This window comes from Xenorhabdus sp. SGI240 (assembly GCF_040081915.1).
Classification (GTDB): Bacteria; Pseudomonadota; Gammaproteobacteria; order Enterobacterales; family Enterobacteriaceae; genus Xenorhabdus; species Xenorhabdus bakwenae.
The window spans coordinates 68325-90729 of the sequence record NZ_JBEBMB010000004.1; the positions used below are offsets into that span (position 1 = coordinate 68325).

Below are 22405 nucleotides of genomic sequence, written 5' to 3' on the forward strand. Positions count from 1 at the left end.
AATGGTTTTTATTGAGCTGTAACACAAAAAGTGCAAACACGGAGAATCTTATTTTCAATGAAACGTCCTGATTACCGATCATTGCAAGCATTAGACGCAGTGATCAAAGAACGTGGTTTCGAGCGGGCAGCGCAAAAACTTTGTATTACTCAATCAGCGGTATCCCAGAGAATCAAGCAATTAGAAAATATGTTTGGTCAGCCACTATTGGTACGCACTGTTCCTCCCCACCCGACAGAGCAAGGGCAAAAGTTGCTTGCGCTATTACATCAGGTGGAAATGCTGGAAGCACAATGGCTGGGTGATGAAAATAGTAATGAGATCCCGTTATTGCTTTCCCTTGCTGTTAATGCAGACAGCCTGGCAACGTGGCTTTTACCGGCCCTCCATCCGGTTTTGTCTGATCTACCTATTCGGTTAAATATTCAAGTAGAAGATGAAACCCGTACTCAGGAGCGTTTACGGCGTGGTGAAGTCGTCGGTGCAATTAGTATTCAGTCTCAACCTCTGCCAAGCTGCTTAGTTGATAAATTAGGCGCTCTGGATTACCTGTTTGTCGCCTCTCCGGCGTTTGCAGACCGTTTTTTCCCGAATGGCGTCACGCGTTCAGCATTACTGAAAGCACCTGCGGTTGCATTTGACCATTTAGATGATATGCATCAAGCATTTTTACAACAGAATTTCGATTTATCGCCGGGAAGTGTGCCCTGCCATATCGTGAATTCTTCTGAAGCATTCGTTCAACTGGCAAAACAAAGTTCGACTTGTTGCATGATCCCACACTTGCAAATCGACAAAGAGCTAAAAGCCGGTGAGTTAGTCGATCTCACACCAGGGCTGTGCCAACGCCGTATGCTTTATTGGCATCGTTTTGCCCCTGAAAGCGGAACGATGAGAAAAGTCACTGACGCCCTGCTAAAACGAGGACGCCAGATGTTACGTCAGGAAGATGATGCTCATTAACGCTGTAATTCAAAAACGGCATCAACATGATCAGAAAACTCTATGCTCTGTGGTTCGTAAGTTTCGCTGGCAGAGCCAGAAGCGGGCACTGCCAACAAATCATCCTGGTATTTAAGACGACTCATTGGTATAGGCACAGCTTCAGGCGCACGATAATTAATGCTATACACAGGGCCTAACTTACTGTTGAACCCTTTTGCCAATGTCGTTGCCTGTTGAATGGCATTCTCGATGGCTTTTTGTCTGGCTTCATCGCGATAACGTTGCGGATTATTGACACCAAACTGAACCGAGTTAATTTCATTCAGCCCTGCTTTCAGGGCACCATCCAATAAGGCATTCAGTTGCTCTAGCTTGTTAACTTTCACTTCAACTGAACGCGACGCCCGATAACCTGTAATACTCGATTTTCCACTCTTTTGTTCATATTGATATTCTGGCTGGGTGCGCAAATTAGCAGCATCAATATCTTTTTTTTCGATGCCACTGTTTTTCAGAAAATCAAAATATTTCGCCACTCGTTCATCGACTTTTTTCTTTGCTTCTGCCGCACCCTTTTGCGTTTCACTCACATGGATTACCAGGGTAGCCATATCTGGTGCCGCTTTAACTATCGCATTACCAGAAGTGGAAATATGTGGAATAGAGAGTGAGTCAGCAGCGGAAGCTGTCATGCAAGACAGGCTTCCTAAAGCCATCATTGCGGCCAATACCAGTGATCTACGTTTCACAAGACCTCCTAAAGTTACATGAATAAGGCGCTTTCAAAAACATTAGCACATTCTCTAGAGAGAAGTAATCTATAGAGAAATATTGTGATTGATAAAAAATCTATATCCTTGCTGAATTAAGCCCCAGGCGATATACCACATCACACAACCAATGAAAATATTGATGATCCGTTGCGCTCTGGGTTGATTAAGCACAGGCGAAAACCATGCAGACAAGAATGACAAGGCAAAAAACCAACTGATCGACGCCATCACTGCCCCAATGGTAAACCACGACCGAAGTTCGGCTGACAATTGTCCGCCTATACTGCCCAATACGACAAAGGTATCCAAATAAACATGGGGATTCAGCCATGTCACAGCGAATAGCGTGACGATAACTCGCCAACGGCTTTGGATAATTTTTTCAGCACGGGAAAATTCGACTTCTGCCGATAACGCAGTTCGAAAAGCGCCCCAGCCATACCATAGTAAAAATACAGCGCCTCCCCATGTCACCGCTTGCAATAAAAGTATAGATTGCCCCAGCAGGGCACTACCACCAAATATTCCCACCATAATAAGCAGAGCATCACTGGTGGAGCATAATGTTGCACTCATTAAATGGAACTGTTTCCTGCTCCCTTGCTGCATGACAAATACATTTTGGGGTCCAAGCGGAAGGATCATCGCAGCACTAAGAAAAAAGCCCTGAATAAATGTTGAAAACATGCAAAGATTCCTAATAATTATTCAATTAGTTACGATATCAGTGCATATTAAACAAGATAATGCATTAGTAAAAATGAATGATTCTAATACATCATTAGGAAAGGTGATGTGAGAAATTCTCACACCACGATATCTTGATTATTCGTCCGTCTTCTTCTGTAAAACACCATTTTGCTGATGCAGATAAACATCCATTTGCGGGAATGGAATGCCGATATTGTGCCTATCCAAAGCACGCTTAAAGTTTTCCATCAAATCCCAATAGACGTTCCAGGCGTCACCATTGGTGGTCCACACACGCACAATAAAGTTCAATGATGAAGGTGCCATTTCATGCAGGCGAATAGTGACACCTTTTTCATGTTGAATGCGTTTATCTTCCTGAATCACATCACCCAACACTCTTTTCACTTCATCAATATCCGCATCATACGCAACACCTACCATAATTTGGGTACGGCGATCAGGTTCACGGCTGATATTGATAATATTGTCCGCGATAATCTTACCGTTAGGGATCACAATGATACGGCCATCTGCCGTGCGCAATGTTGTCGAGAAAATCTGTACTTGCATGACAGTTCCTTCCACGGCACCAATGCTGACATATTCGCCAGTACGCAGTGGGCGGAAAAGCACCAATAAAACACCGGCAGCAAAATTAGACAGTGAGCCTTGCAATGCCAGACCTACCGCTAAACCTGCGGCACCGATGACTGCAATCACAGAAGCAGTCTGAATACCCAATTTCCCAAGAACAGCAATAATCGTAAACGCGATGATGGCGTAACGAATAATCGCGGCCAGAAAATCAGAAATGGTGGCATCAATGCCACGTAGGGACATAACACGCTTAATGGCTTTATTAACCAACTTGGCAACAAATAAGCCAACGATAAGGATCAAAAAGGCAGATACGATGTTTACCACATACTGAATCAGTAGATCCTGATTGTTGGTAAACCAGTTTGCCGCTTTATCAATCTCATTTGACAGATTGATCTTTTCCATACAAAGCCCACCGTGATTGTTGGAGCCTATTTCCGTTCAATGCCGTTATTCACAACGAACACGACTCGCAGAGATAGGCTCCCGTTCAAAAATAGCTTTTTGTTCAAAAACTTTGCGTTCAAAGAATAGAAAGCCACTATCACAACACAAGAATGTGTGGAATATAAATTATGGCAGAAAGCCTTCATGGCTTGAACACGGCCACTTATGTTTTATTTTTGTGCAAAATAAATTCTCTGTAGTCTCCCAACATCTTGATAAAATCATCTGTCCCACAAAAAGCCAGACTCTCGTTATCGTAGTAACTCATTCCTTCTTCTATAACCTCTGTATCAAATTGAAGTTGATTGGCCCTGATCATGATCTCATCTTCACTCATTAATAGCGTATATTCATGACCCGCCAACTGCCACTGGCGTTCACTCCCTTTAATCTCTTGCAAGGCCACAATGATTTTATCCAATACACACAAATCGCCTTTCACTTCTTCATTCAACCAATGACCAATGGCTTCATGATCCATTGAAAAGGATGTTGTTACTTGGCCGGCAATATCCTGCATAAATTCATATTCCATCACATACCCCCTCACCTACTATTTTTACAGATGCCAAATAATTCCATTTGGATTTTAAACAGTTCTGCCATTTCCACCTCTGAAGCCGCCCACAAACTGAGACAAAAACTACTACGAAATTGTTATAAAACGATAGGCCGAAAAACAAAAAAAGGGGAAGCATTTGCTTCCCCATACATTGCAATATACTTTTTTATACTGCGGTTTGGAAGATCACGTCTTCCGCTTTCTCTGTGTATTGATTCAATTGATCAAAATTGAGGTAGCGATAAGTATCGGCAGCGCTTTCATCGACTTTATCCATGAACTGCAAATACTCTTCCGGCGTTGGCAAGCGCCCCAACAGTGAAGCGACAGCCGCCAACTCCGCCGAAGCAAGGTAAACATTGGCACCGGAACCCAGGCGGTTAGGGAAGTTACGGGTGGAAGTGGATACCACTGTTGCACCATCCGCCACACGTGCCTGATTCCCCATACACAATGAACACCCCGGGATCTCAATGCGTGCTCCGCTCTTGCCGAAAACACTGTAATAACCTTCTTCCGTTAATTGAGCAGCGTCCATCTTAGTCGGAGGAGCAACCCATAAGCGAGTCGGTAACTGGCCTTTATGCTGATCCAGTAATTTACCCGCCGCACGGAAATGACCAATATTCGTCATGCAAGAGCCAATGAAAACTTCGTCAATTTTGCTGTTAGCCACATCAGATAACAGACGTGCATCATCGGGATCATTAGGTGCACATAAAATAGGCTCTTTAATGTCTGCCAGATCGATCTCAATAACGGCTGCGTATTCAGCATCTGCATCCGCTGCCAACAATTGAGGATCATTCAGCCAGTTTTCCATACCGATAATACGGCGTTCCAATGTCCTGCGATCACCGTAACCTTCCGCAATCATCCATTTCAGCAAAACAATGTTCGATTGCAAGTATTCAATGATTGGCTCTTTATCCAGCTTGATGGTACATCCTGCCGCAGAACGTTCGGCAGACGCATCAGCCAACTCGAATGCCTGTTCGACTTTGAGTTCAGGCAAACCTTCAATCTCAAGAATACGACCAGAGAAGATGTTTTTCTTGCCTTTCTTCTCAACGGTCAGCAAACCTTGCTGAATCGCATAATAAGGAATGGCATGAACCAGATCACGCAAAGTGATTCCAGGCTGCATTTTTCCTTTAAAGCGAACCAGTACAGATTCTGGCATATCCAACGGCATGACGCCCGTTGCCGCAGCAAATGCCACCAGACCTGAACCCGCCGGGAAAGAAATACCAATTGGGAAACGGGTATGGGAATCTCCGCCTGTACCCACCGTATCCGGCAATAACATGCGGTTCAACCATGAGTGGATAATGCCATCTCCCGGACGCAACGATACGCCACCACGGTTCATAATGAAATCAGGCAAAGTATGGTGTGTCGTCACATCAACCGGTTTTGGATAGGCAGCCGTATGGCAGAATGATTGCATGACCAGATCCGCAGAGAAGCCCAGACAGGCCAAATCTTTCAATTCATCCCGCGTCATTGGTCCCGTGGTATCCTGGGAACCCACAGAAGTCATCTTAGGCTCACAATATTCCCCCGGACGGATACCACGTTTACCGCAGGCCCGGCCAACCATTTTCTGTGCCAGTGAGAAGCCACGATCGCTTTTCGCAACCGCTTTTGCCTGACGGAATACATCACTGTGTGGTAAACCCAATGATTCACGTGCTTTGCCAGTCAAACCGCGACCGATAATCAATGGAATACGGCCACCGGCACGGACTTCATCGATCAATACATCGGTTTTCAAGGCAAAAGTAGCCAGTAATTCATTGGATTCGTGATGGCGGATTTCACCTTTATAGGGATAGATATCAATCACATCTCCCATATTCAGTTTGGAAACATCCACTTCGATGGGCAACGCACCTGCATCTTCCATGGTGTTGAAGAAAATGGGGGCAATTTTTCCGCCCAAGACCACGCCGGCACCACGTTTATTTGGGACAAACGGAATATCTTCCCCCATAAACCACAATACGGAGTTCGTTGCTGATTTACGGGAAGAGCCTGTACCCACCACATCCCCAACGTAGGCCAATGGATAGCCTTTCTTGCTCAGGGCTTCGATTTGCTTAACCGGGCCTACAACACCGGCTTGATCAGGCTCAATACCTTCACGGGCATTCTTGAGCATTGCCAAAGCATGTAAGGGGATATCAGGGCGTGACCACGCATCAGGAGCAGGAGAAAGATCATCGGTGTTGGTTTCCCCCGTGACCTTAAAGACGGTAACGGTGATTTTTTCCGCTAATTCAGGACGCCCAAGGAACCATTTTGCATCTGCCCACGATTGCATAATCTGTTTGGCATGGACATTACCCGCTTTTACTTTTTCTTCCACATCGTAGAAGCTGTCGAACATCAGCAAAGTATGAGAAAGTGCTTTCGCCGCAATCGGAGCCAACTTTTCATCATCTAGGGCATCAATTAAAGCGTGGATATTATACCCACCCTGCATGGTTCCCAATAATTCAATGGCTTTTTCCTGTGTCACCAAAGGAGAATCAGTTTCTCCCTTAACAACGGCAGCGAGGAAACCTGCTTTAACATAAGCAGCTTCATCTACACCAGGAGGGACACGATGGGTCAGTAAATCTACCAGGAAATCTTCTTCACCTTTAGGTGGGTTCTTCAGTAATTCGACCAGCGCTGCTGCTTGAGCTGCGTCTAACGGCCTAGGGACGATGCCTTGAGCTGCACGCTCGGCTACGTGCTTGCGGTATTCTTCTAGCACGACTTTCTCCTCGCTCTCATTGTCATTTTATATACCCGGCTGTCAGCACCCGCTAACGATCATTGAAAATGATCATCTAAAAACAATCACTAAGGGTGCAAGGTCAGAGGATTTTGCTCGCATAACATCAGAATTATGCCCAGATTCGGGCGTTTAGCATACCAAAATTTGAATAGCATGTTAATTCATTCACATAAAATCAACATTAAACCATAATAAAATTCTGGATAAATGAGTCTGGAGAGAGTATTAAAGTTTTAAATGCTATATGTTGTTATTTTGGCCTGAAAATTCCTTAACTTCTACTGCAACTATCTGTAAATAAAAACGGCTTTCCTGTTTGAAAGCCGTTTAAAATTTCTTTTTAACCTACTGCAAAATCTAAAGAATTATTTCTTTTTCTTTGCCTTAGGATTTGGCAAGTCAGTGATGCTGCCTTCGTAAATTTCCGCAGCCATGCCAATTGATTCGTACAGGGTTGGGTGAGCGTGGATAGTCAGAGCGATATCTTCTGCATCACAACCCATTTCGATAGCCAGACCGATTTCACCCAGCAGTTCACCGCCGTTAGTACCCACAATGGCACCACCGATAATACGGTTACTTTCTTTATCAAAAATCAGTTTAGTCATGCCATCTGAACAGTCAGAGGCAATTGCACGACCGGAGGCTGCCCATGGGAAAGTCGCAGTTTCGTAGCTGATGCCTTTTTCTTTCGCTTCTTTCTCGGTCAGGCCAACCCATGCCACTTCTGGCTCAGTGTAAGCGATGGAGGGAATAACTTTTGGATCGAAGTAATGTTTCTTACCAGAAATAACTTCAGCAGCAACGTGACCTTCGTGAACACCTTTGTGTGCCAGCATTGGCTGACCAACGATATCACCGATAGCAAAGATGTGCGGCACGTTAGTGCGCATTTGTTTATCCACACGGATAAAGCCACGTTCATCAACTTCGACGCCCGCTTTGCCAGCATCAATCAGTTTACCGTTCGGTACACGACCGATAGCAACCAGAACCGCATCATAACGCTGTGGCTCTGCCGGTGCTTTCTTACCTTCCATTGTTACGTAGATGCCATCTTCTTTCGCTTCTACTGCGGTCACTTTCGTTTCCAGCATCAAGTTGAACTTCTTGCTGATGCGTTTAGTGAACACTTTAACAACGTCTTTATCCGCCGCAGGAATAACCTGGTCGAACATTTCTACCACATCGATCTGAGAACCCAGAGCGTGGTAAACAGTCCCCATTTCCAGACCGATAATACCACCGCCCATCACTAACAGGCGTCCTGGAACGGTTTTCAGCTCCAGTGCATCGGTAGAATCCCATACACGAGGATCATTATGTGGAATGAATGGTAGCTGAATTGGGCGTGAACCCGCTGCGATAATGGCATTCTCAAAATTGATCGTTGTTGCGCCGTTCTCGCCTTCTACCACCAGAGTGTTAGCACCGGTGAATTTACCAACACCGTTAACAACGTTAACTTTACGGCCCTTAGCCATGCCGCCCAGACCCCCTGTCAACTGAGAAATAACTTTTTCTTTCCAGAGACGGATCTTATCAATATCAGTTTGCGGTTCACCAAACACGATACCATGCTGTGCCAGTGCTTTTGCTTCTTCAATCACTTTAGCAACATGCAACAGAGCCTTAGATGGAATACAACCCACATTCAGGCAAACACCACCCAAAGTAGCGTAACGTTCAACCAGAACCGTATCCAAACCTAAGTCCGCACAACGGAAAGCAGCAGAATACCCTGCCGGGCCTGCTCCAAGCACCACTACCTGGGCTTTAATTTCAGTACTCATCATGACCTCTTAATTGTTTGTCCGGCGGGTCAGACGAAAAAAAACCATATTCCACCGGGACGTACACACCGCGAGCAGTTTACAGAATTGTAAATAACCTGAAAAGCGCGTTAACGTGACAGAAATCCCAACCTGCCAGATGCAAGACGAAAAACTCTGTCACGATAGTCATTATCAGGCCGGTATATTTACCGGCCTTTGCATTACATCACCAAACGGCGGATATCGCTCATCAATTGATTAATATAAGTGATGAAACGTGCACCATCTGCCCCATCGATCACACGGTGGTCGAAAGACAGAGACATAGGCAGAATCAGGCGCGGAACAAATTCCTTGCCATTCCAGACGGGTTTCATGGAAGAACGAGACAGCCCCATGATGGCCACTTCTGGCGCATTCACAATTGGTGCAAAGCCGGTAGTACCGATACCACCCAGGCTGGAGATAGTGAAGCAACCACCCTGCATGTCGGAAGCAGTCAGCTTACCAGCACGTGCTTTCTTGGAAACTTCAGCCAGTTCTCTGGACAGTTCCATGAGGCCTTTCTTGTTGACATCCTTGAATACAGGAACCACCAAACCGTTAGGTGTATCAACCGCGATACCGATGTTGACATATTTTTTCAGGATCAGCTTCTGGCCATCTTCAGAAATGGAGCTGTTAAAGCGAGGCATTGCTTCCAATGCTTTCGCAGCGGCTTTCATGACAAACACCAGCGGAGTGATTTTCACGCCAAGCTGTTTCTTTTCAGCTTCTTTGTTCTGCTGTTTACGGAACTCTTCAACTTCAGTGATATCCGCTTCATCAAACAGATTAACGTGAGGGATCATGACCCAGTTACGGCTGAGGTTAGCACCAGAAATTTTCTGGATACGGCTCATTTCAACTTCTTCGATTTCACCAAATTTGCTGAAATCAACTTTTGGCCACGGCAGCATGCCTGGCAGACCGCCACCCGCAGCAGCAGGCGCTGCTTCTGCACGTTTGATCGCCTCTTTCACATAAGTCTGAACGTCTTCGCGCAGGATGCGACCCTTACGGCCAGTTCCTTTTACTTTAGCCAGATTTACGCCAAATTCACGCGCCAGACGACGAATGACTGGAGTCGCGTGAACGTAAGCGTCATTTTCGGCAAACTCATTTTTGCCTTCTGCCGGCTTGCTTGCTGCTGGCGCTGGTGCTGCTTTCGCAGGTTCAGCCGCAGGAGCCGGAGCGACTGCTGGCGCTGGCACTGAAGCCGCACCCGCAACCTCGAATACCATGATCAGAGAGCCAGTTTTCACTTTATCGCCAGCCGCGATTTTGATCTCTTTCACCGTACCCGCAAATGGTGCAGGCACTTCCATTGAGGCCTTGTCACCTTCAACTGTGATCAGTGACTGCTCTTCAGCAATGGTATCACCCACTTTTACCATGATTTCGGTCACTTCAACTTCGTCACCACCGATATCGGGTACGTTAACTTCTTTTACCGCAGAAGCCGCAGGCGCTGCTACTGGAGCCGCTGCCTGTGCTACCGCTGGAGCAGCACCTGAACCTGCTACTTCAAAGAGCATGATCAGAGAACCCGTTTTCACTTTATCGCCAGCCGCGATTTTGATCTCTTTCACTGTACCCGCGAATGGAGCAGGCACTTCCATTGAAGCCTTGTCACCTTCAACCGTGATCAGTGACTGCTCTTCAGTCACAGTATCACCCACTTTTACCATGATTTCGGTCACTTCAACTTCGTCACCACCGATATCTGGCACATTCACTTCTTTGCTTTCTACTGCTACCGCTGCTGGAGCTACCGCCGCTTGCGGTGCAGGTGCAGCTTCTGCCGTACCGTTTGCGGATTCAAAAATCATGATCAGCTTGTCGGTTGCAACTTTGTCGCCAACGGCAACTTTGATTTCTTTAACTACACCCGCCTGTGGAGAAGGAACTTCCATAGAAGCTTTGTCACCTTCAACCGTAATCAGTGACTGTTCTGCTTCTACTGTGTCACCTACTTTCACCAAAATCTCGGTAACTTCAACTTCATCTGCACCAATATCAGGCACGTTAATTTCGATAGACATGAATCTTTACCTCTTATGCCAGACGTGGGTTAACTTTTTCTGGGTTGATGTTGTATTTCTTGATAGCTTCTTCAACGGCTTTCACATCAACTTCGCCACGTTTAGCCAGTTCACCCAGAGCCGCAACAACCACATAAGAAGCATCAACTTCAAAGTGATGACGCAGATTTTCACGACTGTCAGAACGACCAAAACCGTCAGTGCCCAATACACGGTAATCGCTTACAGGAACGAAGCTACGGACTTGCTCTGCAAACAGTTTCATGTAGTCAGTAGAAGCAACAGCCGGAGCTTCGTTCATGATCTGAGCAATATAAGGAACACGAGCTTCTTCTGATGGGTGCAGCATGTTCCAACGCTCACAATCCTGACCATCACGAGCCAGTTCGGTGAAGGAAGTCACGCTGTATACATCGGAACCAATGCCGTATTCAGCAGACAGGATCTTCGCGGCTTCACGAACGTGACGCAGGATAGAGCCAGAACCCAGCAACTGCACTTTACCTTTTTCACCTTCCAGGCTTTCCAGCTTGTAGATACCTTTACGGATGCCTTCTTCAGCACCTTCCGGCATGGCTGGCATGTGGTAGTTTTCGTTCAGCGTGGTGATGTAGTAGTAGATATTCTCTTGTTGCTCACCATACATACGCTCCAGACCATCTTGCATGATAACAGCAACTTCATAAGCGAATGCGGGATCATAAGAGATACAGTTAGGAATAGTCAGGGACTGAATATGGCTGTGGCCATCTTCATGCTGCAAACCTTCACCGTTCAGAGTCGTACGACCAGAAGTACCACCAACCAGGAAGCCACGCGCTTGCTGGTCACCCGCTGCCCAGCACAGGTCACCAATACGCTGGAATCCGAACATGGAGTAGTAGATGTAGAACGGGATCATTGGCAGGTTATTGGTGCTGTAAGAAGTTGCAGCAGCCAGCCAAGATGAAGCAGCACCCAGCTCGTTGATACCTTCTTGCAGGATCTGGCCTTTTGCATCTTCTTTATAGTATGCAACTTGCTCACGGTCTTGCGGAGTATATTGCTGACCATTAGGGCTGTAGATACCGATTTGACGGAACAGACCTTCCATACCGAAGGTACGTGCTTCGTCAGCAATAATTGGAACCAGACGATCTTTGATCGACTTGTTCTTCAGCATGACATTCAGTGCACGAACGAAAGCGATAGTGGTAGAAATTTCTTTGGATTGTTCTTCCAGCAGCGAGCTGAATTCTTCCAGCGCTGGGATTTCCAGTTTCTCGTCAAAGTTAACGCGACGGCTTGGTACATAACCACCCAGTGCGTTACGACGCTCATGCAGGTACTTAGATTCTTCAGAATCTTTATCGAAATTGACGTATGGCAAGTTTTCGAGCTGCTCATCAGATACCGGCACATTGAAACGATCACGGAACTGACGAACGCCTTCCATGTTCATTTTCTTAACCTGGTGAGCAATGTTCTTACCTTCAGCGGTATCACCCATACCGTAACCTTTAATGGTCTGAGCCAAGATTACAGTTGGTTTGCCCGTGGTATCCTGTGCTTTTTTCAGTGCAGCGTAAACTTTCTTCGGATCGTGACCGCCACGGTTCAAAGCCCAAATTTCGTCATCAGTCATATCTTTGACTAATGCAGCTGTTTCCGGGTAACGACCGAAGAAGTGTTCACGAACATAAGCACCATCTTTAGACTTGAATGTCTGATAGTCGCCGTCCAGCGTTTCGTTCATCAATTGAACCAGTTTACCACTGGTGTCTTTACGCAGCAGTTCGTCCCAACGCTCACCCCACAGGACTTTCAGTACCTGCCAGCCAGCACCTTCGAAGATCCCTTCCAGTTCGTTAACAATTTTGCCGTTACCGGTTACTGGGCCATCCAGACGCTGCAAGTTACAGTTGATGACGAATACCAGGTTATCCAGTTTTTCACGAGTTGCGATAGTGATCGCACCTTTAGATTCTGGTTCATCCATCTCACCGTCGCCCAGGAAAGCGTAAACGGTTTGTTTAGAAGTATCTTTCAGGCCACGGTTTTCCAGATATTTCAGGAATTTAGCCTGATAAATAGCGGAAATTGGTCCCAGACCCATTGAAACAGTTGGGAACTGCCAGAAGTCAGGCATCAGTTTTGGATGCGGGTAAGAAGACAGGCCATTACCACCGATTTCCTGACGGAAGTTGTTCATCTGCTCTTCTGTCAGACGGCCTTCAAGGAACGCACGTGCGTAAACGCCAGGGGAAATGTGGCCCTGGAAGTATACCAGGTCACCGCCATCATTTTCGTTACGAGCGCGGAAGAAGTGGTTAAAACATACGTCATAAACGGTAGCGGAAGACTGGAATGAAGCCATGTGACCACCCAGCTCCAGATCTTTTTTAGATGCACGCAGAACGGTCATCACCGCATTCCAGCGAATAGCAGAGCGGATGCGGCGCTCTAAATCCAGGTTGCCAGGGTAAGCAGGCTCATTCTCAGCAGGAATAGTGTTGATGTAATCACGGCTTGCAGCACCTGCAGCAACGCTAACACCACCTTTACGAGCTTCATTCAAAACCTGATCAATCAAGAACTGAGCACGCTCAACACCTTCTTCACGGATGACCGATTCGATCGCCTGTAACCAATCGCGAGTTTCGATCGGATCCACGTCATTTTTCAAAATATCTGACATGGTGTATTCCTTATCTGTTATCTATTTTCTAATGGTTATTGGAGCCTATCTTCTGGTCATACCTTTTGACGAAACTGCCTGTTATGACCGGAAGATAGGCCCTGCTGTATATTGCTGCTAAAACTCTTGAAAAGAGTTGACAAACTGTACAAACGCAGCAGTCAAATCTGTACAGTTAAGTTAGAACCCACCCCATTCGGGAATTTGATTTGTCTATGACGTTCCAAGGGACAGGCTCTTATTCCTGATGTTGCTGGAGCCGCCTCAATGAACGCTCACGGCGAGTACGTTCACGAGTCAGATCCAATAAAACTTCTTCAATAAAGGCCAGATGACGATGGGAAGCCTCACGGGCTTTTTCCGGTTCTCTCGCCATAATAGAGCGAAAAATTTCAGCCCTGTGGTTACTAACAGCTGCCAACATTTCTTTACGGGTATAGATAACTTCAAAATTGCGCCTGATATTTTGTTCTAACATTGGGATCATACAGCGCAATAAATGCAGCAATACCACATTATGGGCAGCTTCTGTGACAACAAGTTGGTATTGCAAGACAGCATCAGATTCCGCATTCACATCACCACTTTGTTGTGCTTCTTGAATGGCAAGATGGCTTTGCTCAATGCGTTGGAAATCCTCATCAGTTCCTCTAAGGGCGGCATAATAAGCAGCAATCCCCTCTAACGCATGGCGGGCTTCAAGGAGATCGAACTGGGATTCTTGATTCTCTGCAATAAGTTGGGCAAGTGGGTCGCTGAAACTTTGCCACAGATTGTTCTGCACAAAAGTTCCGCCCCCTTGACGACGGAAAAGAAAGCCTTTGGCTTCCAATTTTTGAATGGCTTCGCGTAATGAAGGACGTGATACTTCAAACTGCTTTGCCAGCTCACGCTCAGGCAGCAGTTTTTCTCCCGGGCGTAGCGAGCCTTCGAGAATGAGCTGTTCAAGACGCTGCTCAATCACATCTGATAACTTTGGTTGGCGAATCTTGCTATAGGCCATATCTGCTGTAAGCCATTCAATAAGTAAATGTTGCTTTGGACTATGCCCTACTCAGCTAAGTCTTACTGACTAAATCTTAGCCATTAAATCCTAGTTAACAGGTCAAAGTCAATTGGTAATACCAATTTAGAATACAGGGTCTTAAAGTAACAAAGTATTCACTAGCTGTCTATAAAGACCTTGGGCTAAATCATAAAAACCTGCAAATTTTAACAAAATATTTTAAATTTTATTAGAAAATTATAACCAGAGAGGATTTTTAGATAGGAGATATCAGGGAGATTTAACGTTTTTTAAACGCATAGATGAGCAAAATGAAACGTTACAGCAAGATAAAAACTCGGAATTATGCAAAAAAACATGAATTAAAATTCAGGCAAAAATCATTACAGACAATTCATAAGTCAATCAAAATAGCCAGACTCAAACAACGGTTCCCGATGCCACTGGTAAGTTCAAGCCGCTATCCCTAAAATTTCCCCAGCAGAAAAATAAAGGGCTTCCTGGCCCTCTATCTCTCTTGTGTGTCAAACTAATGCGCCATAAATCGTCAACAGCGCGACAATAATCACAATAGTAAAGGTCGCTTTTTTCGCTAATGTTACGGCAGCAACAGGTGTTTCTATAGGGTCAAGACGGGGTTCTTTACTTAATGCGAATTGTGCTAATTGACTAACTACCTTGTATTGTGATGACCGAAAATCAGTGAGTGATGCAATCCAGGCGGGTAAGGCTCTCTCTCCATGTCCTAACAAAGCATAGGTAATACCTGCCAACCGTGCAGGAAGCCAATCCAGCCAATGCAGTATCCCGTCAACGCCAGATTGTGCTCTCTGCACTGCCGTTGCGTGCTGGGCCAACCAACGTTGATAAGCTCTCAGGCAACCATACCCCATCAAAACCGCCGGACCGAATTGACCCAAGACAGCCAACCAAAAAATAGGGGCAAGATAATAACGGAAATTTATCCAAATCAATGAATTCTGTATCTCACGCAACCGCTCTTCTTTTGTGGTGTCAGGTAATATTCCCCGAATCATCGTCAGACGAGCAAGATACTTTTTCTGCTGCCCAAAATCATCCTGGCGTACAGCCTGAAGATATCCGCGGTAATCATGCCGCAGCCTGCCTGCACCAATACATAACAGACTGATTATGATACCCAGCACAATCGCGAGCATACCAAAAGCAACAGAGCTAGAAATATCAATAAGCTTCCATGTCAATAAAGCGACCAGAAAGGTCATGCCCAGGCTACCCCATAGTGAATGTGATTTGAGTCTGGCAAAAGCCGGGGCTAGATAGCGTTCCAGTTGCCAGTGATCCCTCATCTTAAAAACACGTTCCCATGCCAGTATTAACAATAGAATAAAGAGAGTCATCCAACTCGCTCCTGCAATAATTGACGGTAATGTTCCCAATAAAAATAAGGTCCAGGATCGGTTTTCCTTCCCGGTGCGATATCGCTGTGTCCTGTAATATTGTCACGAATATCAGGATATTGGCTAATAAGCAGCTCAGTAACTTCCGCTAATTTAGTGTACTGAATTTCAGTAAATTCCTCATAATCTGTGCCTTCCAGTTCAATGCCTATCGAAAAATCATTACATTTCTCACGGTCACAGTAGCAGGAAACACCAGCATGCCAAGCTCTTTTATTGAAAGGAACATATTGTACAACCTCACCATCGCGCCGGATTAAGCAGTGAGCAGAAACACGTAAGTGCTTAATTTCATCAAAAAAAGGATCGGCTTTAGGATCTAATGTTCCCATAAATAATTGATCAATATAAGGGCCACCAAACTTGCCAGGAGGTAAACTGATGTTATGAATAACCAATAATGCGGGTGTTTCTTCTTCTGGGCGCAGATCACAATGCGGGGAAATCACCTTTCTCGCACCATCAATCCACCCTTCATGCAGTTTCATTCTTTTACCTCCCCCTTAATATTTAATATCACCTTGCCAAAATCACCCTTCCAGTATGGCCAATATCAATCAACTTCATTAAGCGTAATGCTATGGCATAAGGTGTAACAAGTTAGCATGTTAGCACCTTCAATCGGCCAATATATCGGATGGTTTCTTATTTACGGGCAGACTCGAAAAATTTGTGCAAAAAAATGTAACATAAAGTTATTTTTTCGAGCCTGCTTCATAATTTTTATTAACCATATTTTATTTTTCTCTTTTTTCTCCATGATTATTGGCACCGATACCCAATAGATTGCAACTTAAAAGATGAAGGGTATACCTGCTATTGAACATGGCAATCAGTCCAGATATGTATACAAGGAGAAAAAATGAAACAACAAGGATTTACCTTAATTGAAGTGATGGTTGTTATGGCTATCGTGTCTATTCTCGGCGCAATTGCCATTCCCAGTTATCAGGGATATATCCAAAAAGCCGCATTAACCGATATGCTACAAGCTATTGTGCCTTATAAATCAGGTGTGGAACTGTGTCGCTTCGAGGCTGCAAATTATAAAAATTGTCACTCTGGTCACCCTTCCATTCCATCAGGCCACAATAGCCGCTATATCAGCACCATCTCAGTAAAAGAGGGGGAGATAACAATAGTGGGCCAGCAAAACCTTAATGGACTCCATGCCACGTTAAAACCTATTCAGGATACGAAGACGGGGTTCACTCAATGGGAAGCGATTTGTGAATCTGAAAATGAATCGTTAAAACTAAAATGTCAGGAAACCTTGAAATTTTAAACAGTTATTTTCATTCCTGACAGGCTTTAAATTAAAGAGAAAACCATTATACCAATCCAACTTCAAGATGCGTGTTATATTTTCCCGCGCAGCGGGGAAATATAAGGCCTCGCGTCGTCTTGCGGATTGCAACTTGAAGTTTATCGAGTATAAGTCACACCAATATTAAAGGAATAAATATAATGATAAATAAGGATCACCTTTTAATGGAAAAAGAAATAAAAGAGCTGTGTCAACGATATCAGGCCATTATTATAAAAAAAGATTTCCATACAATCACAATTGCCTGTAATAAACCACCTAATGAGGATTTCATTGCCGCACTGAGATTTATTTCAGGTTTAATCGTTAATGTAGATATTTGGCCACAAGCAAAAATAGAATCGATGTTGACACAAGAAAATTCATTAATGTCAGCAAAAAATTACTGTTCAGAAAGTGATGAAGAGGAACCGTACCGTATAAATCACCTTGATAGCCACCATACTCATTATCATGATGCAATACAAACCAACAATCTCCATGATGAAGAAATAGACACACCCGTTATTCAATTAATTAATCAGACAATATTAACTTCAATACAAAAAAGAGCTTCAGATATTCATTTTGAACCATCTCAACGTGGTTACCAAATACGTATTCGAGTTGATGGTACATTACATACCATGCAGGCACCTCCTTCTCAAATGAATACGGGTATTCCTGCTCGCTTAAAAATCATGGCAAAACTCAATATCGCTGAAAAACGCCAGCCTCAGGATGGGCAATTTGACTGGAGTGATAACAAAAACAGTTATGCGATTCGTATATCAACACTCCCCACACTACATGGAGAAAAAATAGTCCTGCGTATTTTAAATACCATACATCAACTATCTCTGGAACAGTTAGGGTTGCCTGAACCACAATTACAACTTTTACAACAGAAACTCCATTTACCACAAGGGATGATTTTAGTCACTGGACCGACTGGCAGCGGAAAGACAGTCACATTGTATAGCTGCCTGCAATATTTAAACCAAGCGAAAAAGAATATCTGTAGTGTCGAAGATCCTGTCGAAATTCCTTTAAATGGCATCAACCAAACACCAGTTAATAACAAAATTAGTCTGGATTTCGCCAAAGTTCTCAGGGCATTATTGCGCCAAGATCCCGATATTATTATGGTTGGCGAGATCCGTGACAATGAAACCGCTGAAATATCAATGAAAGCAGCTCAAACAGGCCACTTGGTTTTATCAACCCTGCATACCAATTCCACTATTGATACGTTATCTCGCCTGCATAATCTGGGAATTTCTGGCTATACCACAGCCTCATGTGTGAAACTAATTATTGCTCAGCGACTGGTTCGTAAGCTTTGCCCCCATTGCCGACAACAAGACAATATATCCACAGAGATCCCTAATATTACTGGTTCAGCATCTATAAAAAAATGGAATGCGGTCGGTTGTGATCACTGCTTTTCTGGCTATTACGGCAGAACTGCCATCTATGAATTTCTCGAAATCAAACCTGAACTCCAGCAAGCCCTGTCTGAGTGTTCTAACGCCAGCTTCCCACATCTACTTGCCTCACAACAAGATGCAACGCTTTTTTCCGCAGGGCTGACATTAGCGGAAAAAGGAATCACCACTCTTGAAGAGATTTATCAGATTACAGGCCATGAGACAGTATGAAAATAGAATATATTTACCAATGGCAGGCAATTAACAAGAATGGAAAAGCCATAACAGGGGAGAGTATTGGGCACAATAAAAAAAGTGTATTCCAATACCTCAGCCATCTCGATCTTCAACCCTATACCATTAAATGTAAAAAAATTATTTATTACAGCAAAAAGGAAATTGCCTATCGCCTGCATTTTATTCATCAGTTAAGTTCGTTACTGACTTCAGGCATCCCTTTACTCAAGGGACTGACTATTTTACTGCAAGAGTGTAAATATGCTCTCTGGCGATGTGTATTGATGGATATAATTCAGAAAATTCGTCAGGGAGAGGCATTCTCCACCACACTCGAACACTATCCTAAGCTATTTTCTCCCTTGTTCTGTCAGCTTATCGCAGTAGGAGAACAAACCGGCCAGCTTGAAAACTGCTGCCAGTTAATCATTAATCGGTTGGAACAGCAAAATAGGCTGGGGAAGAAAATTCAAAAGGCTTATCACTATCCCTTGATAGTCGCTTTTGTGAGCTTTTTGGTTATTATTCTGATGTTGATCTTTGTTCTGCCAGAATTCCGGCAAGTCTATTCTTCGCTAAATGCCACCCTGCCCTTGTTAACACAGTGGGTTCTATCAGGATCTGATTTATTGATCCATCATGGCGTATTACTATTGTTAATAATATTTATATTATTAACCAGTTATCTATGGCTACGTCACCGTTTTCCCACTTTTAAAGCAAAAGAAAAAATGCTCTTCCTGAGATTCCCTATTTTTAAGCAACTCACTATTTATCAACAGACTAATCAAATATTTCATATCCTGTTTATGACACAGAAAGCGGGATTAACACTAATTGCGGGGCTTGAATGTGCCCTCAGTGCAACTCAGCATCCTGTTTTTATCGCTGGCGTGAAAAACCTGCACAGGCAAATTCAACAAGGCATACCAATGAGTGACGCATTAAAACAAACAGCATATTTCCCTGCGCTATGCCAACAATTTGTCATGATAGGTGAAGAATCAGGAGAATTAGAATTATTTTTATTCAATCTTGCAGAATGGTATCAAGAAAAATCAATCAACCTTGCTGATAGATTGGTTCAATCATTAGAACCTTTGTTGATGTTAATAATGGCCTTGATTGTCGGTTTATTATTGCTGGCTATGTACCTGCCTATTTTTCAATTAGGTGCAATATTAACTTAACAAGGTAATTACATATTTCGTTATCTTTTCCCAAGACTGCCAAAGCAGGAATTGTATGTGTTTGTTTATAGCCCATCAGCGTCCCTTGAGTTACAATTCGATTATGCTATCAGAGATATTTAAAGGGATAGAATGACTTATATTGTTGCACTTACGGGTGGAATTGGTAGCGGTAAAACGACTATCTCTAATGCATTTTCATCCCTTGGTGTCCCGCTTGTTGATGCAGATATTATCGCCAGAGAAGTTGTCGCTCCTGGCACCCCCGCACTACAAGCAATCACAGCTCACTTTGGGACCAATATATTATCGCCCGATGGTAGCCTTAATCGCGCAATGTTGCGCCAAAAAATTTTCGCTGCCCCAGAAGAGAAACAGTGGCTCAATGCTCTTTTACATCCACTGATCCAAATAGACACACAGCGGCAATTAACCCAGGTGACTGCCCCCTATGTCATCTGGGTTGTTCCTTTGCTCATTGAAAACAATTTAATGCATTTGGCAGATCGTGTTTTAGTTGTTGATGTCCCAGTTGAAGTACAGATTACCCGAACCATGGCTCGTGATGGAGTAAGCCGTGAGCAAGTAGAAAATATTCTGGCTGCACAGGCCAGCCGTCAGGACAGACTGGAAAAGGCAGATGATGTCATCGTTAACCACAGCAGTGAACAGGATATTACCTCTCGTGTGGTCGAGCTACATCAACAGTATTTAAAACAAGCAAAATCAGTCAGACAGGAAAACCGTAATGAGTGATGCACCATCCACTATTATTTTTGAACATCCACTCAATGAAAAAATGCGTTCATGGTTGAGAATTGAGTCTTCACTGCAACAGTTGGAAAAACAACGTCATCTGAATTCTCAGGCGAGTAGCCTTTCGTTTTTCCGTACAATTGCTGAATTAATTGAGATCATGGAACGCGGTGAAGTCCGCTCTGAGCTATTGAAAGAGTTGGATCGCCAGCAAGCGAAATTAAAACAATGGCTCGGCGCTCCGAATGCCGATACGGTGATGATACATAGTTTGACAGAGCAACTTAAAGAACGCAGTACTGCCTTGAACCAAGCCCCACGGCTTAACCAATTTATCAAAGAAGATCGGATTATCAGCATGGTACGCCAACGTCTTAGCATTCCCGGAGGATGTTGTAGCTTTGACCTGCCAACATTGCACCTGTGGCTACATTTACCACAATCTGTAAGGGATAAATCCGTCACAGCCTGGCTGGACAGCCTTAATCCGTTACAACAAGCCTTAGAAAACATTCTGGAACTCATACGCCACTCCGCCGCTTTCACCCCTAAAGTCAGCCATAACGGATTTTATCAGGGGAATGCTGATGAAGCCGATTTGTTGAGATTAAAATTGGACGTGGTGCCAGATACATTGGTTTACCCACAAGTCTCCGGCTACAAAACACGTTTCGCTATCCGTTTTTTACCAATGGATAGTGAACATGGTGTTGTACCTGCCCATTTGTCATTTGAATTGGCCTGCTGTTAACATAGGCCCAATAAATTTCAAGCTGCGATGTGAAAATGGAGGGTATGACCTTCAAATCAAGCGGGAGAAAGTATTATGTCTGAAGTATTGACTGTCGAATGTCCAACGTGTGACAACACAGTAGTATGGGGAGAAATTAGTCCACATCGCCCATTTTGCAGTAAACGTTGCCAATTAATCGACTTGGGTGAATGGGCCAGTGAAGAAAAACGAATAGCAAGCCAAAGTGACAGTTCAGAAAATGATAACTGGAGCGAAGAGCCTTAATATCACGTAACATATGTTATAGCGGTGCCTGTTTTATTTGGCGCCGCTTATATACACGATAAACTTCAAGTTGCAATCCGCAAGACGACGCGAGGCCTTATATTTCCCCGCTGTGCGGGGAAATATAACACGCATCTTGAAGTTGGATTGGTATATTGAATGATTTGACTACCCTAATTTATTAAAAATCCTTTAGCAGGAACTATTTTGGGTTAGAAAGCCTACAATACTACGGTTTGCTGGAGGAAATTCATCAGCAATTAATTCTGATTGTAAAACCCAGCGGGAAGGTTGCCCTTCTTTACCAAACGGCTCGTTTTCCCATTCATCCACCAGGAAAAAATCAAGGGTAATACTTCTATCAGGAAAATCATGTTTGATGGTATCAATTAATTCACAGTGCGTTACTGTGATCCCAACTTCTTCCTTTAATTCTCTGATCAATGCTTGTGCGGATGTTTCTCCCTGTTCGCGTTTTCCTCCGGGAAACTCCCAAAAACCGCCCATATGTGAATCAGCCCTACGCTGAGTGATAAAAATTTCATCATTGCTATTTTTAATAATACCTGCTGCAATATGCAGATGTTTTTTTTCCATAATCGCTTTTCTTACCGTCTATTATTCAACTTAAGTAACTATCCCTTGCAGATTACATTAGAATGAGTTGAAGCTGCAAATC

At 44.1% G+C, this 22405-nt stretch carries 19 protein-coding genes; 7 read left to right on the plus strand and 12 right to left on the minus strand.

What is annotated here, in order from left to right:
- The first annotated feature begins 57 nt into the window (after positions 1-57).
- Positions 58-963, plus strand: coding sequence for a LysR family transcriptional regulator ArgP (locus tag ABLA76_RS01530; protein ID WP_047767721.1), 906 nt, complete (start codon positions 58-60; stop codon positions 961-963).
- Here the strand turns inward: ABLA76_RS01530 and ABLA76_RS01535 are convergent.
- The 11 genes from ABLA76_RS01535 to ampD all read right to left on the minus strand — a co-directional run bounded on the left by ABLA76_RS01535 (position 960) and on the right by ampD (position 16277).
- Positions 960-1694, minus strand: a complete 735-nt coding sequence (locus tag ABLA76_RS01535) for an oxidative stress defense protein (RefSeq protein ID WP_348986602.1) — start codon at positions 1692-1694, stop codon at positions 960-962. The genes ABLA76_RS01530 and ABLA76_RS01535 overlap by 4 nt on opposite strands.
- Positions 1695-1763: 69 nt before the next feature.
- On the minus strand, positions 1764-2405 hold the full coding sequence (gene argO / locus ABLA76_RS01540; protein ID WP_348986603.1) for an arginine exporter ArgO: 642 nt from the start codon (positions 2403-2405) through the stop codon (positions 1764-1766).
- Positions 2406-2543: 138 nt separating this feature from the next.
- Positions 2544-3416, minus strand: a complete 873-nt coding sequence (gene mscS, locus ABLA76_RS01545) for a small-conductance mechanosensitive channel MscS (protein WP_348986604.1) — start codon at positions 3414-3416, stop codon at positions 2544-2546.
- A gap of 205 nt (positions 3417-3621) precedes the next feature.
- On the minus strand, positions 3622-3993 hold the full coding sequence (locus ABLA76_RS01550; RefSeq protein WP_348986605.1) for a YacL family protein: 372 nt from the start codon (positions 3991-3993) through the stop codon (positions 3622-3624).
- Positions 3994-4186: 193 nt separating this feature from the next.
- Entirely contained in the window at positions 4187-6784 is a 2598-nt protein-coding gene (acnB, locus tag ABLA76_RS01555; RefSeq protein WP_348986606.1) for a bifunctional aconitate hydratase 2/2-methylisocitrate dehydratase, read from the minus strand.
- 389 nt (positions 6785-7173) lie between these two features.
- The gene (gene lpdA, locus ABLA76_RS01560) at positions 7174-8601 is read right to left on the minus strand and encodes a dihydrolipoyl dehydrogenase (protein ID WP_285808343.1); all 1428 of its coding nucleotides are present in this window, start codon (positions 8599-8601) and stop codon (positions 7174-7176) included.
- A 203-nt stretch (positions 8602-8804) separates the two neighbouring features.
- Complete coding sequence (aceF, locus tag ABLA76_RS01565) at positions 8805-10667, minus strand: pyruvate dehydrogenase complex dihydrolipoyllysine-residue acetyltransferase (RefSeq protein ID WP_348986607.1); 1863 nt, start codon at positions 10665-10667, stop codon at positions 8805-8807.
- 13 nt (positions 10668-10680) lie between these two features.
- Positions 10681-13344, minus strand: coding sequence for a pyruvate dehydrogenase (acetyl-transferring), homodimeric type (aceE, locus tag ABLA76_RS01570; protein ID WP_348986608.1), 2664 nt, complete (start codon positions 13342-13344; stop codon positions 10681-10683).
- A gap of 238 nt (positions 13345-13582) precedes the next feature.
- On the minus strand, positions 13583-14347 hold the full coding sequence (gene pdhR / locus ABLA76_RS01575; RefSeq protein WP_348986609.1) for a pyruvate dehydrogenase complex transcriptional repressor PdhR: 765 nt from the start codon (positions 14345-14347) through the stop codon (positions 13583-13585).
- A gap of 527 nt (positions 14348-14874) precedes the next feature.
- The gene (gene ampE, locus ABLA76_RS01580; protein ID WP_047767704.1) at positions 14875-15729 is read right to left on the minus strand and encodes a beta-lactamase regulator AmpE; all 855 of its coding nucleotides are present in this window, start codon (positions 15727-15729) and stop codon (positions 14875-14877) included.
- On the minus strand, positions 15726-16277 hold the full coding sequence (gene ampD, locus ABLA76_RS01585) for a 1,6-anhydro-N-acetylmuramyl-L-alanine amidase AmpD (RefSeq protein ID WP_047767702.1): 552 nt from the start codon (positions 16275-16277) through the stop codon (positions 15726-15728). Before ampD ends, ampE begins: the two co-directional genes overlap by 4 nt.
- 374 nt (positions 16278-16651) lie before the next feature.
- On the opposite strand from ampD, the gene ppdD reads away from it, so the two are divergent.
- The 6 genes from ppdD (at position 16652) to yacG (ending at position 21726) form a co-directional block, all read left to right on the plus strand.
- Positions 16652-17074 (plus strand): prepilin peptidase-dependent pilin, encoded by a 423-nt coding sequence (gene ppdD / locus ABLA76_RS01590; RefSeq protein WP_047767701.1) that lies wholly within the window; start codon positions 16652-16654, stop codon positions 17072-17074.
- Positions 17075-17256: 182 nt separating this feature from the next.
- A complete protein-coding gene (gspE, locus tag ABLA76_RS01595; protein ID WP_348986610.1) occupies positions 17257-18756 on the plus strand; it encodes a type II secretion system protein GspE in 1500 nt (499 codons plus the stop codon).
- Positions 18753-19952, plus strand: a complete 1200-nt coding sequence (gene hofC, locus ABLA76_RS01600; RefSeq protein WP_348986611.1) for a protein transport protein HofC — start codon at positions 18753-18755, stop codon at positions 19950-19952. The genes gspE and hofC overlap by 4 nt, the downstream gene beginning before the upstream one ends.
- A gap of 132 nt (positions 19953-20084) precedes the next feature.
- Complete coding sequence (coaE, locus tag ABLA76_RS01605; protein WP_348986612.1) at positions 20085-20708, plus strand: dephospho-CoA kinase; 624 nt, start codon at positions 20085-20087, stop codon at positions 20706-20708.
- Complete coding sequence (gene zapD, locus ABLA76_RS01610) at positions 20701-21459, plus strand: cell division protein ZapD (RefSeq protein WP_348986613.1); 759 nt, start codon at positions 20701-20703, stop codon at positions 21457-21459. Before coaE ends, zapD begins: the two co-directional genes overlap by 8 nt.
- A gap of 75 nt (positions 21460-21534) precedes the next feature.
- Complete coding sequence (gene yacG, locus ABLA76_RS01615) at positions 21535-21726, plus strand: DNA gyrase inhibitor YacG (RefSeq protein ID WP_348986614.1); 192 nt, start codon at positions 21535-21537, stop codon at positions 21724-21726.
- 192 nt (positions 21727-21918) lie between these two features.
- Here the strand turns inward: yacG and mutT are convergent, their stop codons facing one another.
- A complete protein-coding gene (gene mutT, locus ABLA76_RS01620; protein WP_348986615.1) occupies positions 21919-22323 on the minus strand; it encodes an 8-oxo-dGTP diphosphatase MutT in 405 nt (134 codons plus the stop codon).
- Positions 22324-22405 lie beyond the last annotated feature (82 nt).

Coding starts and splice junctions, on each gene's coding strand:
- ABLA76_RS01530 (WP_047767721.1), top strand. CDS start 58: ATGAAACGTCCTGATTACCGATCATTGCAAGCATTAGACGCAGTGATC.
- argO (WP_348986603.1), bottom strand. CDS start 2,405: ATGTTTTCAACATTTATTCAGGGCTTTTTTCTTAGTGCTGCGATGATC.
- mscS (WP_348986604.1), bottom strand. CDS start 3,416: ATGGAAAAGATCAATCTGTCAAATGAGATTGATAAAGCGGCAAACTGG.
- ABLA76_RS01550 (WP_348986605.1), bottom strand. CDS start 3,993: ATGGAATATGAATTTATGCAGGATATTGCCGGCCAAGTAACAACATCC.
- lpdA (WP_285808343.1), bottom strand. CDS start 8,601: ATGAGTACTGAAATTAAAGCCCAGGTAGTGGTGCTTGGAGCAGGCCCG.
- aceF (WP_348986607.1), bottom strand. CDS start 10,667: ATGTCTATCGAAATTAACGTGCCTGATATTGGTGCAGATGAAGTTGAA.
- aceE (WP_348986608.1), bottom strand. CDS start 13,344: ATGTCAGATATTTTGAAAAATGACGTGGATCCGATCGAAACTCGCGAT.
- pdhR (WP_348986609.1), bottom strand. CDS start 14,347: ATGGCCTATAGCAAGATTCGCCAACCAAAGTTATCAGATGTGATTGAG.
- ampE (WP_047767704.1), bottom strand. CDS start 15,729: ATGACTCTCTTTATTCTATTGTTAATACTGGCATGGGAACGTGTTTTT.
- ampD (WP_047767702.1), bottom strand. CDS start 16,277: ATGAAACTGCATGAAGGGTGGATTGATGGTGCGAGAAAGGTGATTTCC.
- ppdD (WP_047767701.1), top strand. CDS start 16,652: ATGAAACAACAAGGATTTACCTTAATTGAAGTGATGGTTGTTATGGCT.
- gspE (WP_348986610.1), top strand. CDS start 17,257: ATGATAAATAAGGATCACCTTTTAATGGAAAAAGAAATAAAAGAGCTG.
- hofC (WP_348986611.1), top strand. CDS start 18,753: ATGAAAATAGAATATATTTACCAATGGCAGGCAATTAACAAGAATGGA.
- coaE (WP_348986612.1), top strand. CDS start 20,085: ATGACTTATATTGTTGCACTTACGGGTGGAATTGGTAGCGGTAAAACG.
- zapD (WP_348986613.1), top strand. CDS start 20,701: ATGAGTGATGCACCATCCACTATTATTTTTGAACATCCACTCAATGAA.
- yacG (WP_348986614.1), top strand. CDS start 21,535: ATGTCTGAAGTATTGACTGTCGAATGTCCAACGTGTGACAACACAGTA.
- mutT (WP_348986615.1), bottom strand. CDS start 22,323: ATGGAAAAAAAACATCTGCATATTGCAGCAGGTATTATTAAAAATAGC.